The 17,910-nt window shown below is 40.4% G+C and carries 12 protein-coding genes; 6 read left to right on the top strand and 6 right to left on the bottom strand.

Going from position 1 to position 17,910, the window contains the following annotated elements; all coding sequences use genetic code 11:
- Positions 1-171 precede the first annotated feature (171 nt).
- The 5 genes from L2737_RS14795 (at position 172) to L2737_RS14775 (ending at position 5,610) form a co-directional block, all read left to right on the top strand.
- The gene (locus L2737_RS14795) at positions 172-1,515 is read left to right on the top strand and encodes an MATE family efflux transporter (protein WP_248956222.1); all 1,344 of its coding nucleotides are present in this window, start codon (positions 172-174) and stop codon (positions 1,513-1,515) included.
- A 126-nt stretch (positions 1,516-1,641) separates the two neighbouring features.
- The gene (locus tag L2737_RS14790) at positions 1,642-2,382 is read left to right on the top strand and encodes a DUF481 domain-containing protein (protein WP_102527810.1); all 741 of its coding nucleotides are present in this window, start codon (positions 1,642-1,644) and stop codon (positions 2,380-2,382) included.
- Between the two features lie 446 nt (positions 2,383-2,828).
- Positions 2,829-3,587, top strand: a complete 759-nt coding sequence (locus L2737_RS14785) for a hypothetical protein (protein ID WP_248956221.1) — start codon at positions 2,829-2,831, stop codon at positions 3,585-3,587.
- On the top strand, positions 3,580-4,134 hold the full coding sequence (locus L2737_RS14780) for a hypothetical protein (RefSeq protein ID WP_248956220.1): 555 nt from the start codon (positions 3,580-3,582) through the stop codon (positions 4,132-4,134). The genes L2737_RS14785 and L2737_RS14780 overlap by 8 nt, the downstream gene beginning before the upstream one ends.
- 84 nt (positions 4,135-4,218) lie before the next feature.
- Positions 4,219-5,610 carry a hypothetical protein gene (locus L2737_RS14775; RefSeq protein ID WP_102527807.1) on the top strand — a complete coding sequence of 464 codons (1,392 nt, stop codon included), beginning with the start codon at positions 4,219-4,221 and terminating at the stop codon, positions 5,608-5,610.
- 248 nt (positions 5,611-5,858) lie between these two features.
- Here L2737_RS14775 and L2737_RS14770 read toward each other — a convergent pair whose 3' ends face one another.
- From L2737_RS14770 to L2737_RS14745, 6 genes are all read right to left on the bottom strand, one after another.
- Positions 5,859-8,090: a PAS domain-containing protein gene (locus L2737_RS14770; protein WP_248956219.1), complete on the bottom strand. Its 2,232-nt coding sequence runs from the start codon at positions 8,088-8,090 to the stop codon at positions 5,859-5,861.
- 109 nt (positions 8,091-8,199) lie between these two features.
- A complete protein-coding gene (locus L2737_RS14765) occupies positions 8,200-8,892 on the bottom strand; it encodes a TatD family nuclease-associated radical SAM protein (protein WP_248956218.1) in 693 nt (230 codons plus the stop codon).
- A 284-nt stretch (positions 8,893-9,176) separates the two neighbouring features.
- A complete protein-coding gene (locus L2737_RS14760) occupies positions 9,177-12,317 on the bottom strand; it encodes an efflux RND transporter permease subunit (RefSeq protein WP_248956217.1) in 3,141 nt (1,046 codons plus the stop codon).
- The gene (locus L2737_RS14755) at positions 12,317-13,519 is read right to left on the bottom strand and encodes an efflux RND transporter periplasmic adaptor subunit (protein ID WP_248956216.1); all 1,203 of its coding nucleotides are present in this window, start codon (positions 13,517-13,519) and stop codon (positions 12,317-12,319) included. Before L2737_RS14755 ends, L2737_RS14760 begins: the two co-directional genes overlap by 1 nt.
- 294 nt (positions 13,520-13,813) lie before the next feature.
- Positions 13,814-15,037, bottom strand: a complete 1,224-nt coding sequence (srmB, locus tag L2737_RS14750) for an ATP-dependent RNA helicase SrmB (protein WP_102527802.1) — start codon at positions 15,035-15,037, stop codon at positions 13,814-13,816.
- A 91-nt stretch (positions 15,038-15,128) separates the two neighbouring features.
- Positions 15,129-16,004 (bottom strand): tRNA1(Val) (adenine(37)-N6)-methyltransferase, encoded by an 876-nt coding sequence (locus L2737_RS14745; protein WP_248956215.1) that lies wholly within the window; start codon positions 16,002-16,004, stop codon positions 15,129-15,131.
- A 476-nt stretch (positions 16,005-16,480) separates the two neighbouring features.
- Here L2737_RS14745 and brnQ point away from each other — a divergent pair, with 476 nt between their 5' ends.
- Entirely contained in the window at positions 16,481-17,824 is a 1,344-nt protein-coding gene (gene brnQ, locus L2737_RS14740; RefSeq protein ID WP_248956214.1) for a branched-chain amino acid transport system II carrier protein, read from the top strand.
- The last annotated feature ends 86 nt before the right edge of the window (positions 17,825-17,910 follow it).

The raw sequence follows: 17,910 nt of genomic DNA, 5'->3' as shown, positions 1-17,910 counted from the left end.
GCCAAATTTTGATGAAACAACTTGTATCAAAGGCGTTTATAACGCATTATCCCCGCCCTTAAAAATGGAATAAAACTGACTCAGCTTAATTAGAGACATATTAACTGTCATTTTGAGTCGTTAACCTTGTCATGGAATATGCTCACCTTTAACCATTACTGAAGTACTAACATGCACGTAAAATCAGACAAACCACTCTCATTATTCGCGTTGACTTGGCCATTATTTTTCGATTTTGCGCTACATTTTTTAACCGCAGCGTTAAATACGTTAATGATTAGCCGTGTTTCCTATCAAGGGGTGGCAGCGTTATCTGTTGGTAATATGGTTTTTGAGTTATCCATTACCTTATTTAGTTTTGTCAGTATTGGCGCGAGTGTGGTCATTACCCAATATTTGGGGGCTAAAAATCGATCAACAGCCCGCGATGTTGTTTATTCCTCTATTGGGTTTAATTTAATGGTTGGGGTTGCAGCAGCGCTTGGAGTATTTTTTGGCGCGGGGCTAATACTGCACCTGATGAACTTACCGGTAGAGTTAATTCCCGATGCTAAGTTATATTTGCAAATCGTTGGTATCTGTTTGATCCCTGAAGCGATGGCAATGTGCTTAGCTGCTGGGATGCGTGCCCATGGATTTACTCAGCAAGCCATGTGGGTCACTTTATTAATGAATGTGATTACTTTCTTAGGCAACTTATTATTGCTATACGGCTGGTTCGGTATACCTCAAATGGGCGTCGCTGGGGTTGCTATTAGTACCGTAGTGGGTCGACTCGTCGGCATGTCTTTGATGGCATATTTATTTGTTAAGTACACCCAAATTCCGCTTAAAATAACTGAAATTATTAAGCCTAAAAAGCATTTGCTTGCCAAAGTATTCCATATTGGCTTACCTGCGGCAGGGGAAAATATCTCTTGGATGCTGCAATTTATGGTGGTGACAGCCTTTGTTGGTTTGATGGGTGATAAAGCCCTTGCAGCGCAAGCGCTTTATTTTCAAGTCTGTATGTTCATTCTTTTGTTCGGTTTATCTATCGGTATTGGCAATGAAATTATGATTGGCCATATGATTGGTGCCAAGCAATACCAAGCTGCTGAGACACAAATGTATCGAGCACTCAAAATTGGACTGGTTCTAACGACGATTGTTGCAATTCTTGCCGCCTTAATAGGGGAAAGGCTAGTGGCCTTTTTCACAGATGATCAAGATATTCTCGCTATGGTTGGGCAATTATTTCTTCTGACTTTATTGATGGAGCCAGGGAGAACCTTCAACTTAGTGGTAATTAATGCTCTGAGAGCTAGCGGTGATGCACGCTTCCCCTTTTTTGCTGGCCTTATATCTATGTGGTGTATAGCTGTGCCTGGTGCTTACTTCTTTGGTATTTACCTCGACTTAGGCTTGGTCGGCATTTGGATGGCCTTGGCGATAGACGAATGGGTGAGGGGATTAACCATGTTATGGCGCTGGCGGAGTGGCCGCTGGCAAAGTAAGAGCTTGTTATCTGCTTAAAAACCGCCATTTGGAGTTTAAATATTAAATGCACAGTAGTTTTTTCATTTTTGATACCAAAGTGTTAGAATTCGGTTCGATTTCTGGGGTGAACTTGAATTAATTGTAAATAAAGGATTTGATGACATGAAAAAACTGCTACTTGCTGCAGCTGTAACACTTGCCATGCCATTTGCGGCCCATGCTGGTGCTGATTTTGTTGAAGGTGATGCGACGTTTGCTGGTGAAGCTGAGTTAGGTGCAACGTTAACAACGGGTAACACTGATACTTCTTCTTTTAAAGCCCGTCTTGGCCTTAAACAAGAGCTGGGTAACTGGGAAAATGCTTACTTACTAGAAGGCTTATATAAAGAAGACTCAGGTGAGAATACGGCAAAACGTTACTATGCTGGTATCCAAGGTGATTATAAGTTTGATGAAAAGAACTACATGTATATCACAGCAAACTACGAAGCCGATCCTTTTACTGGTTTTGATTATAAAGCAATTGGTTCAGCCGGTTATGGTCATAAATTTATCGATACGGGTAGAACATTTTTAAGTGCTGAAATTGGTCCTGGTTACATTTATAAAAAGCTAGATGATGAACAGTCTTTAGCATTGGGCTATGACACTGAAGATAGTGTAGTTGCCCATGGTGCACTTAACTTTTCTTATGAAATAACAGAAAGCTCTAAGTTTACTCAACTCTTCGTAGCTGATTACGGTGATTATTTAGAGGGACGTTCTGAGTCTGCGTTAACAGCTAACATTATCGGTGCGTTAGCGATGAAGTTTGCTGTGATTGTTCGTTACAACAGTGAGCCTTTAGAAGGTTTCAAAAGCACTGATACTGAAACAAACATGACACTGTTATACGCATTCTAATGTATTCGGGATATCACCGGTAAACATTTGTGTGAACCTATAAAAGCCGAGGATAACTCGGCTTTTTTGTCGCTATTTTTTGAAACGGTTTTACTTTTACCAAGCGTGTACCGCTCTAATGTTATTAGCGTTATGAATGTTACATTTGAGGGCTAGGTTTACTTTGTATAAACATAAATGGAGGCTTGCCTTATGATCTCTGCTTAGATAGGGGTGGTTGTTTGAGTGCTTTTTAATCTTATAAGTCTCTGGTAAATATTATTATTTTGTTAAAATGGTTAACATTTGTATCCGTTTTGCTGTTTCTGACAATGAACTCTTACGAAATTACGAGGGCTAGTTCACGAAATTAAATCTAGGCTATCTATCGTCTGTTTTGATCACAAACTATCTTTTTTGGCTAGCGTATAATAATTGGTGATATTGACTAAAGAGATTATATAGGAATGCAAATCGGGTGTTGTTGGTTTGATGATGAGCAAAAAGAGCTTATTAATCAATCTAATGCTACTAAATGGCAACTCAATTATAATGAGTACAAGGTGTTAAGCATACTTGCAAAGCATCGTGGCCATGTTGTACCTATAGAATCACTGTCATTTCCAGAAGAGCATGATGGCTATTTACACAGTTTATCTCTTACGGAAATGGAACAACTTGTAGAAAACTTCCAAGATTACTTTGGTGAAGCTCATCGTGGCCTAATTGAATTAATTGCAGATCAAGGGGCCATTTTATATAGCAATGTGGTAGTAAATCGTACCAGCTTGCTAGATTCCCCCACTAAAGTTATTTCAAAAGCACATTACATTCTCGTTATTCTTATGACAATTATTGCATCTTATTTTGTCCACTCAAATCTAAAAGACTCGGGCTTTAGAGTGCCAGATTTTAGCGCTGAATTTATAACTCCTGGTGGTAGCTTAGCTAAGCTTTATGCTTACGAGTCTGAAGGGAGTGAGGACTATCATGGCGATTTTATATCTCGTTCTGAAAATGCGTTAAGCGAATTATCAAAGTGTGATGTGATGGATTGGGATTCACTTTTAGTGTCGATTGCTCGCGATAATAGAACAATTAGCGTTGTTTTGAAAAAACGTGATCAGGATGGGTTACATTTTGAAAATATTAGAGTGATAAAAGAAGATCCACAAATGACTGTTGTGAACCAAGATTGGTTAAAAGAGGTGAATATTTGTGGCTAATCGTCTAGCACAATTTCTAATGACTAAGCTTGGGCGCGCTGTTTTTATTCTGTCGAGTACAGTTCTGTTTTGTATTAGTATTTTAATACTGGAGTCTTTTGCTGATTCGCGTCAAGTGTCGGCATTTGATTGCAGTACAAAAATTCACGCAATGACAGCCAATGATAATATTGTGATTAACACCCCTCAAATCTCGATACATCTCTCATTGACATTCAATGATGAGAAAATTTATTTAGACTATTTTAGCGAGCAACCTGAATCATCACGTGAACATTTATCTTTAAAAGGTCAGCTAAGAGAGCTTGAGATTGGTAAGTTATTGTATCAGCTAGATTTAGATATAACAGATGCTAAGTTTATATCTGATAATTCATCATTTCAGAGTTATTTAGCCAATGAATTCAATGAATCAAAAGAGAACCTTGCTGTTGGTAACCAAGTGAGTGTTAACGTTCAAGTGCTAGAGATGGACGCAGACAACGGCTTTATTTTGGTAAAGTTTACTCCTTTTAGCACCCTTTGGGCTTGCCAATTGCACGAATAAAGCATGAGTTGTTAATATCCCCCTTTCTCATTTTTCGCTAAATTCGTTATAGTAACTATATTCTCCGTTATTGAGTTCTCCTCAGTGGCAAAAATCAAAGTAAAACAAGAAGAAGCATTATCAATTAAGTTCAGCCATCAGATGGAGGTTGGGCATCAGCGTGCACTCGATTTATATTTTTATTTGCCAACAGAAATGGGCATTGGCGATAAAACCTTAGATGAAGAAGAGTATTATCATAGCGCCATTGTCGGGCGTCGTTCCTATTATTCTAAGGGCCTGCATTTACCTTTAGTGCAAAACCGTTTTGTGAGTATTAATAAACGCACTAAAGAAGAGTTCCGCTTCTACCTTAATTTATTCGCTTATCAATTTGCCGTTGCTATTGAAACTGATGCAAAGGAATTAAGGCAAATTACCGAGGCCGCAGAGTTTTATCCTGCATTAGCAGAGCTTGGCACATCGGTTACACAATTATTAAAGAAATTTCGTCGTAATGAACCCAGCGAAGAAAAGTGGCAATCTTATTTTGCTAATGCTGATAACTATCTGTCTTGGTTTTGTGAACAGCAATTACTTAAAACACTAGCTTATCGGCCTCGAAATGCTGATTACAGTGATATCAAAGAGCAGATAGTTAACTTGTGTCGTGCTGAAAATCATTACCGTGAAGAGGAAAAAAAGTACAATTCGGCAGGTACAAAGCAAGATGCAAACCGCATTTCAAATAAGATGTTGTTACTGCGCCGCTTGATCCAACAAGGTGTAGTACTTAAAGAAGAGCTAAAAACCCTCGGAGTAGGGCTAAAGAAGTTCGTGACAGGGTTAGCCACAACCTTGGTTATGTTGGTCGTCTCAACGTTGATTATTAAAGCACAGGGCGTATTTAGCGGCTTAACCATGAGTTTAATCGTTACCCTAGCGATTATTTATGGTTTTAGGGAAATTTTTAAAGAAGATGTGCGCAATGCCCTATGGCGCTTTATTCAACGTGGGCGTCCACGTTGGAGTCGTATTCTTCGAGATACCTCGACTAAAACGGTGGTTGCTAAACAGTTGGTTTGGCTCGATTTCACTCGCCCGCAGGATATTCCTGCAGAAGTCGCTGAAATTATGAAGCAGCGGCATAGCCAAAACAAGGTTGATGCAGAGGTGTTGCATTACCGTATTGCCACCAAAGTCACTAATAAAGAATTTGAAGCAGGCTACTCGCAAATTCAAGAGCAAGTTAACTTTAGCTTAGTGCCATTTGCAAGACACCTAGAGCGCGGCAAAGCCAAGATCTATAAAGAACTGGACGGAAAAGTCAGTAATGAATCGGTAGAGCGCCGTTATCAAGTCAATTTGGTCGCGGTGTTAAAAGATGGTAAAGGGCCGTTAGAATATGCCCGTTACAAGGTCGTTATGAGCCGTTCTAACATTATTGAAATTACTCGTAGTAAGTTACCAGCAAACTTATTAGAGATGGGTGATTAAGTCGCTGTGTTAGCTGTTTTTTATCAGGTTAACTTAAGCTTTCAATATACTTAAACCACTTTAGGTCATATCAATTAAGCAGCTTTTGGCTATTTCAATTAAACAGCTTTAGGCGATACCATAATGAAACACAAGGGCTGCAATTTTCGTTCAGCCCTAATATACAGTTCCTTCCTAATATATAGTTCAGGTTCTGGCAGATTGATAAGCAAAATATCCGCTCTGTACTTTATGTGTTGCGAATAAATTTAAGCCTTGCGAGTAAAAGCTTGGCAGATGTTTTGATCACCCGTTTGCTTAGCGCGTTTCAATGCAACTTCAGCGTTGGCTAAATAGTCTTCAAAACTTTGCTGTTCAGGGTAACCAGCAATGCCGATATTAATCCCTTCATTTAAGTCGCTTTGCTCTAACCTATCCATCGTACTCATTGCATATTTGTGCGCTTGAATTGAATCACTCAACGGCAATAAAATCACTAATGACCCTAAACGCCAACGGGCAACTTGATAACCTGTAGGCAAATCAATCAGCAACTGAATCTCAATGTCTTTTTGACGTTTTTCAAGATGATCAATATCGCTGATATGGCTAATTAATCCTTCAGGGTTAATATCCATAATCATTAAACAGGTTTGCTCGCGATTAGGCTCTGTTAACGTACTAAAATGTATTTCTAATTCGGCTAATGGCAATATCATCGAACTTAATGGCGATTGCTGTGATGGGAGTTGCTTAGATAATGTCTGCTGTTTTAATACCTGTAAGGTAATCACTAAGTACTCTATATCACCATCAAGTGAATGTTCTGCTTGAATACTGGCTTTTAAACTATTAGCAAATCGTGTGCCTGTGTTGGCTATGATTTGGCCTTTCCACTTTCCTTGTAAACTTAAGCGGCTGGTAATGTCGGTCCATTGTTGAGTTATTTCTTCGCCTAATAAATCAACAATATTAGCTTTACTCGCTTCTTCGACATCTAACAGTTTTTTGAATTTATGGTTAAACTTAATAAGCTCACCATTTGCATCGGTCAATGCTGTCGCGACATCACTTTCTGACAATAACTGATAGCTATAGGCTTGCTGTTTTACTGTGCTTAATTCGGTGACATTCTCAAAGGTAATCACCCAATAGTGTTCACTTTTTAAGTGAGTTGTACCTGGTTGAGCATAAACGTAAATGGTGCAATTTTGATCGTTAAAGCTGATGACTTCAGACCAAGGTTTATTGCCATTCATTGCTTGTACTAATGCTTGATAAGTGTGGTCTTCTAGTTGCAGTATTCGCTGTAATCTTCTTTCTAGTAGCTCGTCGATGTCTAAAGACAAGGTTTCAGCGGCTTGTTTATTGGCTTTAATGACTCTTCCGCTGTTATTCACCAATAAACAGCTTTGATGGCTATTGAACAGACTGCTGGACAGGGTAATGCTGTTCGTGTTGGCGTTTTTCTCAAGTTGAAAACGGTGACGAGTAAACAGTAATGCACTGGCTAATGCCGCAATAATGACGCCGAAACTCATTAGGATATAACGCCACCGCTCAAACCTTGCTGCAATATCTTCGTGGCGAATATATGACAATAAATAATATTCCCTAATGATAGGGTGATGGGCAGCAAGCTCAATTTTAAGAAACACAAATGTACCGACATCATTGTGATACTGACCAAAATTGGTATTGGCCATTTGTTGCCAAATAGACGGATAACTTTGTTGCAAACTGCCACCTAAGGCATTGGGCATTTTCTTGAGTGGACTGTTTTGTTCATCACCTGCGTATAATTTACCGTCTTCGCCGAGTAACAATAGCGGTGTATCGTGATTGAAGAACGCGGGTTTAATCGATTGCAGTACTTCGGTAATGGAATTGTAAGTGACTAAATATCCACGAATACTTTGATCGGGGTTTTCAATCCAAGCTAACTGAAAAACAAAAGGAACCAGTTTGCCATTGATAGGCACAAATTGAATCTGAGAAGAATAAATATCATTACCGCCCATGATTTTATCTTTACTTAACACGACTTCAGGAAGCGAGATGTTATCAAAGGCTGGGGTGGTGGCAATACGGATATTACCCTGAGGATCAAATAAGGTGAGTCCCAATAGTTCTGGAATATGAGTCAGTAACCCAGACCAATTTTCGAGTAAGCGTTCTTTTTGAAGTTCTGCTGGCGTTGTTAAATACTGGTTCATCAACTCGCCATTAGCAAAGGCTTGGGTACGAAACTTAAGGAAGTTAACTTTATCTGACGCCAGTGTACCTACAGTTTGCAATTCACTGTAACGTTTATCGGCCCAATCCTCTTGTAAGCGACGTTCGCCCAAGCTGAGTAATAGGGTGGTAAAAATAATGACGCTGATGATCATCACAGACAATTGACTTGCTAAGGCCAAGACCTGTTGACGACTCCAATGGATATCTTGCGCTGAAATGAGCAGAAATTTTGAGACGTTTTTATTGGTTTGTCTTTTAAACATTCACTTACTTATATTAACTGTCCCGATAGGCTGATGTTATCACGAAAGCTTTACTAGGTTGACCTCAGTAAAGCTTTTTTAACGATTTTATTACCAAAAAAGCGCTAGATTAACCCACAATATCCAGTTCTCTTTGCTTAAACTCACAGCCTCTTTGTTCGACTATTTCTCGGCATCGCGCAATATCGACCTGATCGAGCCCATTAATGGCTGAGATTTGAACTTGAGGAATATATTGTGGTGCAAGCTCAATGAAGGCTAGCAGTGCGTCATAAGCGCCTTTGAGTTTAGGTTTACAGTGTTGGATATAAAGCGCTTCGGTGTCCGCATTAAGTGAAATAGATAAACTATCAATACAAGCTGAGAGTTCTGGAAGGATGTTTCTTCGATGAAATAGATTGCCCAGTCCATCAGAATTAAGACGAGTTTTACCGCCTTCAGACTTGATGTATGTCGCAACCGTTATCAGGGTTTCTAAATTAAGCGTTGGCTCGCCATATCCACAAAATACATATTCATCAAAGTCAGTTACCTTACCTAAAAGCGGGATAATATCAGCTGGCTTCACTTGTTTGTCTAAAGACAGTTCATATTGGTGAACCTGCTTGGAACCATTGTGTTTAGGACAGAATTGACACCTTAAGGTACAGCGGCCGGTAATATTCAGGTAGCGGCTTTGACGAATATCGTAAACCAAGGTTGAATCATGGGGTTCACTTGAATTATAGGGCTCAGTAGATTCTATTAATTCTTGTTTGTGATTTTTGGCGTTGATTATTTCGGAGTTGAGTGTTTCTGTCATAATTTTGCCATGTTAAGCCTGACTGTAAAACGCTCATTTTAGCCTTAACTCAACTTGATTACTGTTTTGCGGCTCGCATAAATAAAGCTTAACTATAATAGCCTTTCAATTCGCTAAGGTGAGACAACTCATGCCGTTGGAGAAATTAAAGAGGGGAGCTTTAAGGAATAAAAAGGGAGCTTTCGCTCCCTTTTAATGAATTACTTTACTGTGTTTAAGCCTAGAGCTAGTGTTTAAAGCCTAAAACTAGTATTTAAAGCCTAGAATTAGTTTCAAGCATTAGGTTAATTGTAGGCTTCATCATCGTCCTTTTTAGGTTGCCACCACCAAATGAATAATCGGCGAAGTACGCTTTTGACATCTTCTAAAATGATGTACAACACAGGTACTAAAATCAACGTCACTACGGTTGAGAATAAAATACCAAATGCCAGTGATGTGGCCATCGGGATGACAATTTTTGCTTGTAAGCTTTTCTCGAGCAAGATGGGCACTAAGCCGACAAAGGTGGTCATTGAGGTTAAGATAATGGCCCTAAAACGATAGCAACCAGAGTCAATGGCTGAGTCTAAAACTGAGTAACCTTCTTTGCGGGCTCGATTAACAAAGTCGACTAGAATCAATGAGTCATTAACCACAACCCCTGCTAATGCGACAATGCCACACAAGCTCAATACACTCATGGATATCCCAAGTAGATAATGGCCAAACAATGCGCCAATCATCCCAAATGGGATAACCGACATGATAATCATCGGCTGAGTGTATGATTTAAGCGGAATTGCCATAAGTGCATAAATGGTAAACATCGCAAAGAAGAAACCTTGCACTAAACCTAACATGGCGTCTTGCTCATCTTGACTACCGCCATCAAGAGAAGCATTGACTTCTGTATATTGACTGGTGAGTTCAGGTAAGAAATCCTCTTGAATTTCACTGACAACTTTTGACGGCTCAACCGCATTTTTATTGACGTTAGCGGTAATCGTAATCGCCCTGCGACCATCAACACGGGTAATAGACGCAAACGACTCACCTAGTTCAATATCTGCCACTGTTGAGAAAGGCACTGCAACGCCCTGGGGCGTGCGAATAAGCATGTTCTCAAGGTGACCAATGGTGCGACGCTGCTCAAGCGGATAGCGCACCATGACTTTCACTTCTTCTTTATTACGCAAAATTCGCTGGGCTTCATAGCCATAAAACCCATAACGAACTTGGCGAGCTAAATCAGACAGAGTGAGCCCCTGGGCTTCAGCTTCAGGACGAATATTTAGACGAATTTCTTGGCTGCCAGATGAAAAGTTATCAGAGATATCATAGACACCTTCATAGGTGGCTAATTTACCTTTTAATTCTTTTGACGCCTCAGACAACTGCGCTAAATTGCTTGAAGTTAATCTGAAGGAAATATCGCCTCCGGCATCATTTGTACTGGCAGCAATATTGAGTTTTTTAACCGATAGCAACTCAGGTAATTGTGCTCGCCATTCAGCCGCGATTGTCACGCCATCAATCTCACGGTCTTCGCCTTTTGATAATTCAGCAAAGATAAATGCTGAGCTTCTCGAACTCATATTAATGAAACTGTGTTTAACCACATCTGAACCTGACTCTTGAGCAAATTTGTCGTTCATTGCATATAAGGCTTCTTCTACTTTTTGCACGACATCAAGGGTGTTAAGTTCAGAGCTACCTTCTTCCATTTCAAGTTGTACTTGAATAAAGTCTGACGGAATATCTGGGAAAAACACCCAACGTACTTTACCGCTTCCTACCAATGCCAAAGATAAGATCAATACTCCAACAAAGGCTGCGACGACATTGTATCGATGGGTAATACACTTACCTAAAAATTGGCGGTAATTATTGTGAATAAAGTACTGTAGTTTTTCGTTCAGTTTTACTTTGTACTTTGAAAATACATTGGTTGGCGGGCGCTTTTTCTTCACTTTCATGTGCGCTAAATGCGCAGGTAAAATAAGCTTTGATTCAATAAGCGAAAAGGCCAAAGCTAAAATCACCACCATGCCAATTGATTTCCAAATCACTCCCATCGGCCCAGATACCATGATCATTGGAATGAATGCCGCAATGGTTGTGAGTACCCCGAAAGTGGCGGGCATAGCAACCTTTTGCACGCCTTTGACGACGTTATCGAGAGATTGACCGTGTTTTTCAATTTCACTGTAGGCACTTTCGCCGATGACAATGGCATCATCGACGACGATCCCCAACACCAGAATAAAGGCGAATAAGGTCAGCATATTAATTGATAGATTAAATGGCTCTAATGGCATCAATAAGATGGTGCCAAGAAAACACACTGGTAAGCCGACCATGACCCAAAATGCTAACTTAAGATCTAAAAACAGCGCCAGAATAATAAACACCAATAAAGCACCGTAAAACATGTTCGACAACATCATGTTTAAACGACCTTCAAGGTAGTGGGTTAAATCCCCCCAAGTATCGAGTTCAATATTGGCCGGTAAGGTGGTCTTTCTTTCTGCTATATAGCTTTTAACTTGTTCAGATATTGCTAATGCATTTTGATCGTCAATACTGGTAATTTCGATAATGGCTGCGGGTTTGCCATTAAAGCGGGTGTATTCTAAACGTTCTTCAAAGTCGTCTTTAATCGTCGCGACTTCAGGTAGCATTATTCGGCTACCATCAGGGCGTGTCGTGACTACGATTTTAGAGAAGTCTTCACCTGTATATGCTTGGCCTTTGGTGCGCAGTAAAATATCACCATCTTGAGCTCGAATTGAGCCACCAGGTAAATCTATAGATGAGTTTTGCACCGCTTGAGCGACTTGAGAGAAGGTGAGATCGTATTCTCGCAGTTTATCTTCCGATAGCTCGATACCGATTTCATAATCGCGCACTCCAGTAACTTGTGCGCGTGTTACTGCAGGTAAATCTGTAATGTCATCACGAATGCTCTTAGCCATTTCCTTCATTTCGTGCAGGCTAATATCGCCATACACCGACACCCAAATAACATTATTCTCAGGTTTTATTTGATAAATATTGGGCTTTTCAATGTTATCGGGGAAAGTTGAAATAGCATCTATTCGTAGTTTAGCTTCATCCAAAACTTGCTGCACTTCATAGCCGTCTTCAACTTCAATCGTCACAGAGCCGACACTATCACTGGCGACAGAAGTGACCTTCTTAATGCCGTTGATATCTTGAATGGCTTCTTCGATTTTTATGTTAATCCCTTCCTCAATCTCTTGCGGTGCAGCGCCAGGGTAAGCGACTGAAATATTGAGCAAGTTGAGTTCAAATGTTGGGAACACTTCTTTGTTAATCAGCAATGAGCTAAATAGTCCACCAATTAACAAGGCAAACATCAGCAGATTTGCGGCAACATTGTTGCGAGCAAACCAAGCAATAATTCCTTTATTGGTATCCATTATTGCTCACCTGCCAATGATATTGCTTCGGGATCTTCCGACTCTATTTCAACTTCTTCAGACTCTTCACCGAGTAACTTCACTTTTTGACCTGAAACCAAGTTACTAATATCAGTAATCGAAACGCGCTCGCCCGTTGCTAAGCTGTCTTTGATAAACACATTCTCAATGTCTGTACGAACAATATTCACTTTACGGATTTCAATGGTGTTATCGTCTTTGACAATGGCGACTTGGTCTTGACGAACCACGTAGCGTGGTAATTTAACAATACCGTCGACCGTGCGGCCTTTAATGATTGCAGTGACAAAACTGCCATATTTAAGTGGTAGCTCATCTTCACTGCGTTGATTACGTAGGTATGGATCTTTTACTTCAGCAACCAAGTAGACCATGCGGTTTTGTTCATCTATAACATTTTCACTGCGGACAATGTTGCCATTCCATGTAAATGATTTACCTGCGAGTGAAGCACTTAATATCACCGAAGTATCAGGGTTATCGACAGACTCTAAATAAGCTAGGTCGTTGTTGGTTAACGGTAGGCGCACTTCAGCAATACTAATATCGTAAAGCTCACCTAAATTGGTACCTAATGAAACATACTGACCTAAATCAACATTGCGAGCTTTGATGATGCCATCAAAAGGGGCGCGAATAACGGTGCGCTCTAAGTTGCGCTGCGCTCTAGCTAAAGCGGCTTTGGCATATTTAACGTTGGCTTGTTCTTTCTTTAACTGCGGGATACGTAAACCTAACTCAGGCGGTAAGCCATTATCAAAGTCTTTGAATTCAATTTTTGCCACTTCACCGCGGGCAATCTCTTCATTTAGTGCTGCGTTAGCTTGCGCCAACGTCGCTTCTGCTTGAATGAAATCAGCTTGATAGTCAGAAGGCTCTATTTGAGCGAGAGCTTGCCCTTGCTGAACAATTCCGCCTGCAACAAAGCTTGGGTCTAAACTCACCAGTCGTCCTTGTACTTCAGTGACTAATTGAGTTTTATATTTAGGACTGACAACACCATATGATGGCAAATTTAACGATACTGTTTGCTGTTCAACGGTCAAGATATCAATGATAGGTGTTTTAACTTGTTCTTCTTTTTGTTCAGGAGCTTGTTGAGTACTCAGCAAAACGGCAGCGAGGCCGATAAATACCACTAGAATAAACAGCGGAGAGAGGATTCTTAATATTCTTTTCATTGATAAACGTATCCATACTAAAACGACATTGTTGGCTCTAAAGGACTACTCTGCTAAAAACTTAGTTTTCTTATTAAAATATTAAAGACTTAGAGCAATATAGACTCTAAATTAACAGACAACGAATTGAAGCAAAAGCGTTAGTTGTGAATTAAATGTTTCAGAAAATTTATTTCACGATTAAACAGAGCAATACGCTACCAAATTGATTTATGACCACAAAAAAGCCCTGAATTGAGTAAACAATTCAGGGCTTTGATAAAAATTTGCTTATTTCAGCTTTGCATCGCAGGTTTATTTTTTCTTTTTGTTCTTCTTCGATTTTTTCGCTGCAATCTTATTCTTGTCTTTCTTCTTACCTGGGACTTTTGCTTCTTTGTGCGTTGGTCTTAACCCATCGATATAACGACGCTTCAATGGCTGCTCAATATAGCGTTCAATTTTGCTAACGATACGCATATCATGAGCTTCAACTAATGAGATAGCAGTACCTTTGGCTCCGGCACGAGCTGTTCGGCCAATACGGTGAACATAGGCATCAGCAGAACGAGGCATATCGTAGTTGATAACGTGAGTGATCCCATCAATATCAATACCACGTGCAGCAACGTCAGTGGCAAGTAAAATGTTGACTTCACCTTTACTGAACTTACTTAATGCTTGGAAGCGTTTCTTTTGCTCCATATCACCACGTAAGAATGCGCAAGGAATACCTGCTTTTAATAGCAAGCCTTCGAGGCTGGCGACGACTTCACGTGTTTTAACGAACACAATAGTGCGCTTAACTTCTTCTTGCTGAAGCAAGTTACATAACAAAGCAAATTTATGCACATTGTTATCGGCTAAATGCGCCCATTGGTGGATTTTGGCTTTTTCGCTACGAGGAGACTCAACGTCAATGGTGACAGGGTCTTCTAATAGTACGTGAGCAAAACGAGCAACACCGCTGCCTTCTAAAGTGGCAGAAAACAGCATGTTTTGTTTACGACCTTGAGCTTCGATGGCAATGGTTTCTACCACTGACGAGAATCCCATGTCTAACATGCGATCTGCTTCATCAATAATCAATATTTCAACTTCAGTTGCTTCAAATTGACCTTTATCGAGGTATTCCATTAAACGCCCTGGAGTGGCGATTAAAAGGTCGATGTTTTCTTCAAGTTGTTCTTCCTGCGGTCCGTAAGGAACGCCACCAGTAATAATACCAACATCTAATTCGAGATCGGTGGCTAAATGGCAAGCGTAACGGTGGATTTGGCTGGCAAGTTCGCGGGTCGGCGTCAGAATCAATATTCTGGCTTGACCGTTAAAGCGGCGCGGGAAGTCAATCAAGTGTTGTAAAGCTGGCAATAAGAAGCTTGCAGTTTTACCTGTACCTGTAGGCGCTTTAGCTAAAATATCCCGTTGTTCCATCGCCATTGGCAATGTTTGTTGTTGAACGGTCGTCGGGCTTAAATGTCCCATAGCCTTTAGAGAGTCTAATAGGCGTGGATCTAGGTCAAAATCTTCAAATAGCATGCGCTTTGGGTCTCACTGATTGATAGCCAGACATTATAACCTAAGTTGTTAATCTCAGCGAGAGACTAATCAGCCAAAAGCAGATTAAACCTTAAAGTTTCAAATAAAAGTCACGGCAAAGCTGGATCATTGCCTGAGTATATTGACCTTTACCGTCAGCAATGACTAAGTTTGATGTTATTGGCTCATATTGAGGTCGAGCCTGAGTTTGTGCCTGATGTCGAGATTGAGATTGAGATTGAGGTTGAGCCCGAGTTTGAGCTCGAGGTTGAGATTGATCCTGAGATTGTTCTTTTGTTTCAGATGAGGCTGTTGATTCAATTAAGCAGGCTTGATGCTTAATTGCCAATAGCAATCGACTCGGCGCTTTAGTTTCAACAGTGCTGATATGAGTTTTGTCTGATATTTCAAGTTGAGAACAGGCGAGTGCAGCTAAAAAACCTGTTTCACTTTGCACTGGAATGATAAAGCTTGCTGTCCCATGTTCTGCAAGCAGCAATTGAACCTGTGTGAGCAAGGTTTCAAAGTTCAGTGTATCTGTATGCCTTGCCGTTGCGCGTTGTTTGGCATCTGACTGTGGGCCATTTTCAAAATAGGGCGGGTTACAAATAATGGTTTCAAAAAGAGGAAGATTTGCTTTGAGCAATTCTTGACTATATCGCTGAATACTCGTGTGTTGAACGGTTAACTGTGAAGCCCATGGGCTCTGATTAAAGTTGCTTTGGCAATCTTGCGCCGCACCTTCATCGAGTTCTACTGCAATTATTTCAGCACTTGGATTACGTAACCGCTGGGCGAGCATTAAAGACAGTAAGCCACTTCCTGCTCCAACATCTAACACTCGATATGGACCTTTGGTGTTATCCGTTGATAGTTTTGCCCATGCGCCTAATATTACGCCGTCGGTACTGACGGGCATTCCGCAGTGGCTATCATCAATGTGAAATTGCTTAAAGGTAAATGGCATTGGGTCTAATTCTGTTTCAGGGTTAAGTGCAACTTGGTCTTTAGGCTGTGTTGTACACAGAGGTTTATGGTACCTGCTTTTAGTTTATAACCCCACCTAAATAGCGTTACATTGATGTTGCTGAGATTGTGCTATGTGGTTGCACTGTAGCGAGAATGTTTTATGGGTTTTAAGCTTGTTTTCAGATGAGGTTTAATTTTACTTTGTGCTGGTTTTGCGCTTGTTTATCTATACGCTATTTGATATTAGTTCCTACCCGTTTAAAGGCGCTAAACGCAGTTAAATGGTAGAAAAAGAAATACGACTCACAAATGAGTGTTCTAAAAACGAGAATATGGCTTTTTAATAACCATTTGTGAGTAGTTTTTAATAAAATAAAGTGTAATTTTAAGTTTACATTCTTACAGGTGGGTTTTGATTAGCAGTAGCTAATTAGCACTGAATCACTTAAGTTTGTTAAAAAACAAAACAACAAGATGGGGCATTGTGTGCAAAACAGTAATATGAGTATTGGCGATACATTAGGCTTAGGCTTTATGACTTTCGCATTTTTCTTAGGTGCAGGTAACCTTATTTTCCCGCCTTTTGCAGGTATGTTAGCTGGCGAGAATATGACGCTGGCAATGTTAGGCTTCCTTGTTACTGCAGTGGGTTTACCTCTTGCTGGTCTTATCGCGGTTGCTAAGGCAAACGGTAAGGTTATGGCAATGCTCCCAGCATTTGCTGCCACTGCATTAGCGGTTTCTATTTATATCATTATTGGCCCAGCTTTCGCCGCACCTCGTACAGGGTTAGTGGCGTTTGAAATCGGCGCTCGCCCATTTTTAGATAACGCAGAAGCTGTGATTCAAATCGGTGCGCTGGCGCTGAATCAAGCACAGTTGTTTTACACTATCGGCTTTTTTGCTTTGGCGATGGTGTTGTCGCTATACCCAGGTAAATTGCTCGATAGCGTTGGTAAAGTATTAACCCCTATTCTTATTTTCTTGTTGGTTGGTTTAGCTGTTTCAGTGATTGTTACTCCGAGTGCTGCGATCGGTGCTGCGACTGGTGATTATATTGATAGTCCGCTTTCTAAAGGTATTTTAGAAGGTTACAACACGATGGATACATTAGCGTCTGTGATCTTCGGTATGCTAATTATTGATATTCTTCGTAAGAAAGGTATTACTGAATCTAAAGCGCAAACTCGATACCTTGTTCGTGCTGCGATTATCGCCGCTTCAGGTCTAGCTTTTGTTTATATTTCACTATTCTATTTAGGCGCAACGGCTGGTGATATAGCCGCTGGTGCTGAAAATGGCGGTCAAATCCTCACAAACTATGTGACCCATGAGTTCGGAACTATGGGGACGGTACTATTAGCTGCAGTTGTGAGCATTGCTTGTTTAACAACAGCAGTTGGTTTAATCACAGCATGTTCTGAGTATTTTAATGAGTTGCTACCAAAGATTTCATATAAAGCATTCGTTATCTTTTTCAGCTTAGTGTGTGCAACCGTTGCAAACGTTGGCTTAACCCAGCTCATTAATATCAGTATTCCTGTATTGATGACGATATACCCTGTGGCGATTGCACTTGTGGCGATTACTTTCTTGACTGAGCGTTTTGCTCGTCCAGAGTTTTCACACCGTCTAGTGCTATCGGTTGCGTTGTTCTTCGGTATTTTTGATGGTCTTAAAGCCGCTGGATTCGAGATTAATTTCTTAAGCTTTATGCCACTTCATAGTGAAGGCATGGCTTGGTTATTACCTGTTGGTATTGCAATCGTGGCATGTTTATTTGTCCCAGCTAAAGATCAAGCGGTAGCTGCGAGCTAACCAAAAGTCATTGCTTGGCAATCTTTGTCAAAACAAGTTAATTTTAGTTACACTAATGGCGTTATTTCAATTGAAATAACGCCATT

It is taken from the genome of Shewanella electrodiphila (assembly GCF_023283985.1).
Taxonomy (GTDB): Bacteria; Pseudomonadota; Gammaproteobacteria; order Enterobacterales; family Shewanellaceae; genus Shewanella; species Shewanella electrodiphila.
The sequence above is the reverse complement of the archived record's forward strand: the minus strand, read 5'-3'. Positions and strand labels throughout refer to the sequence as shown.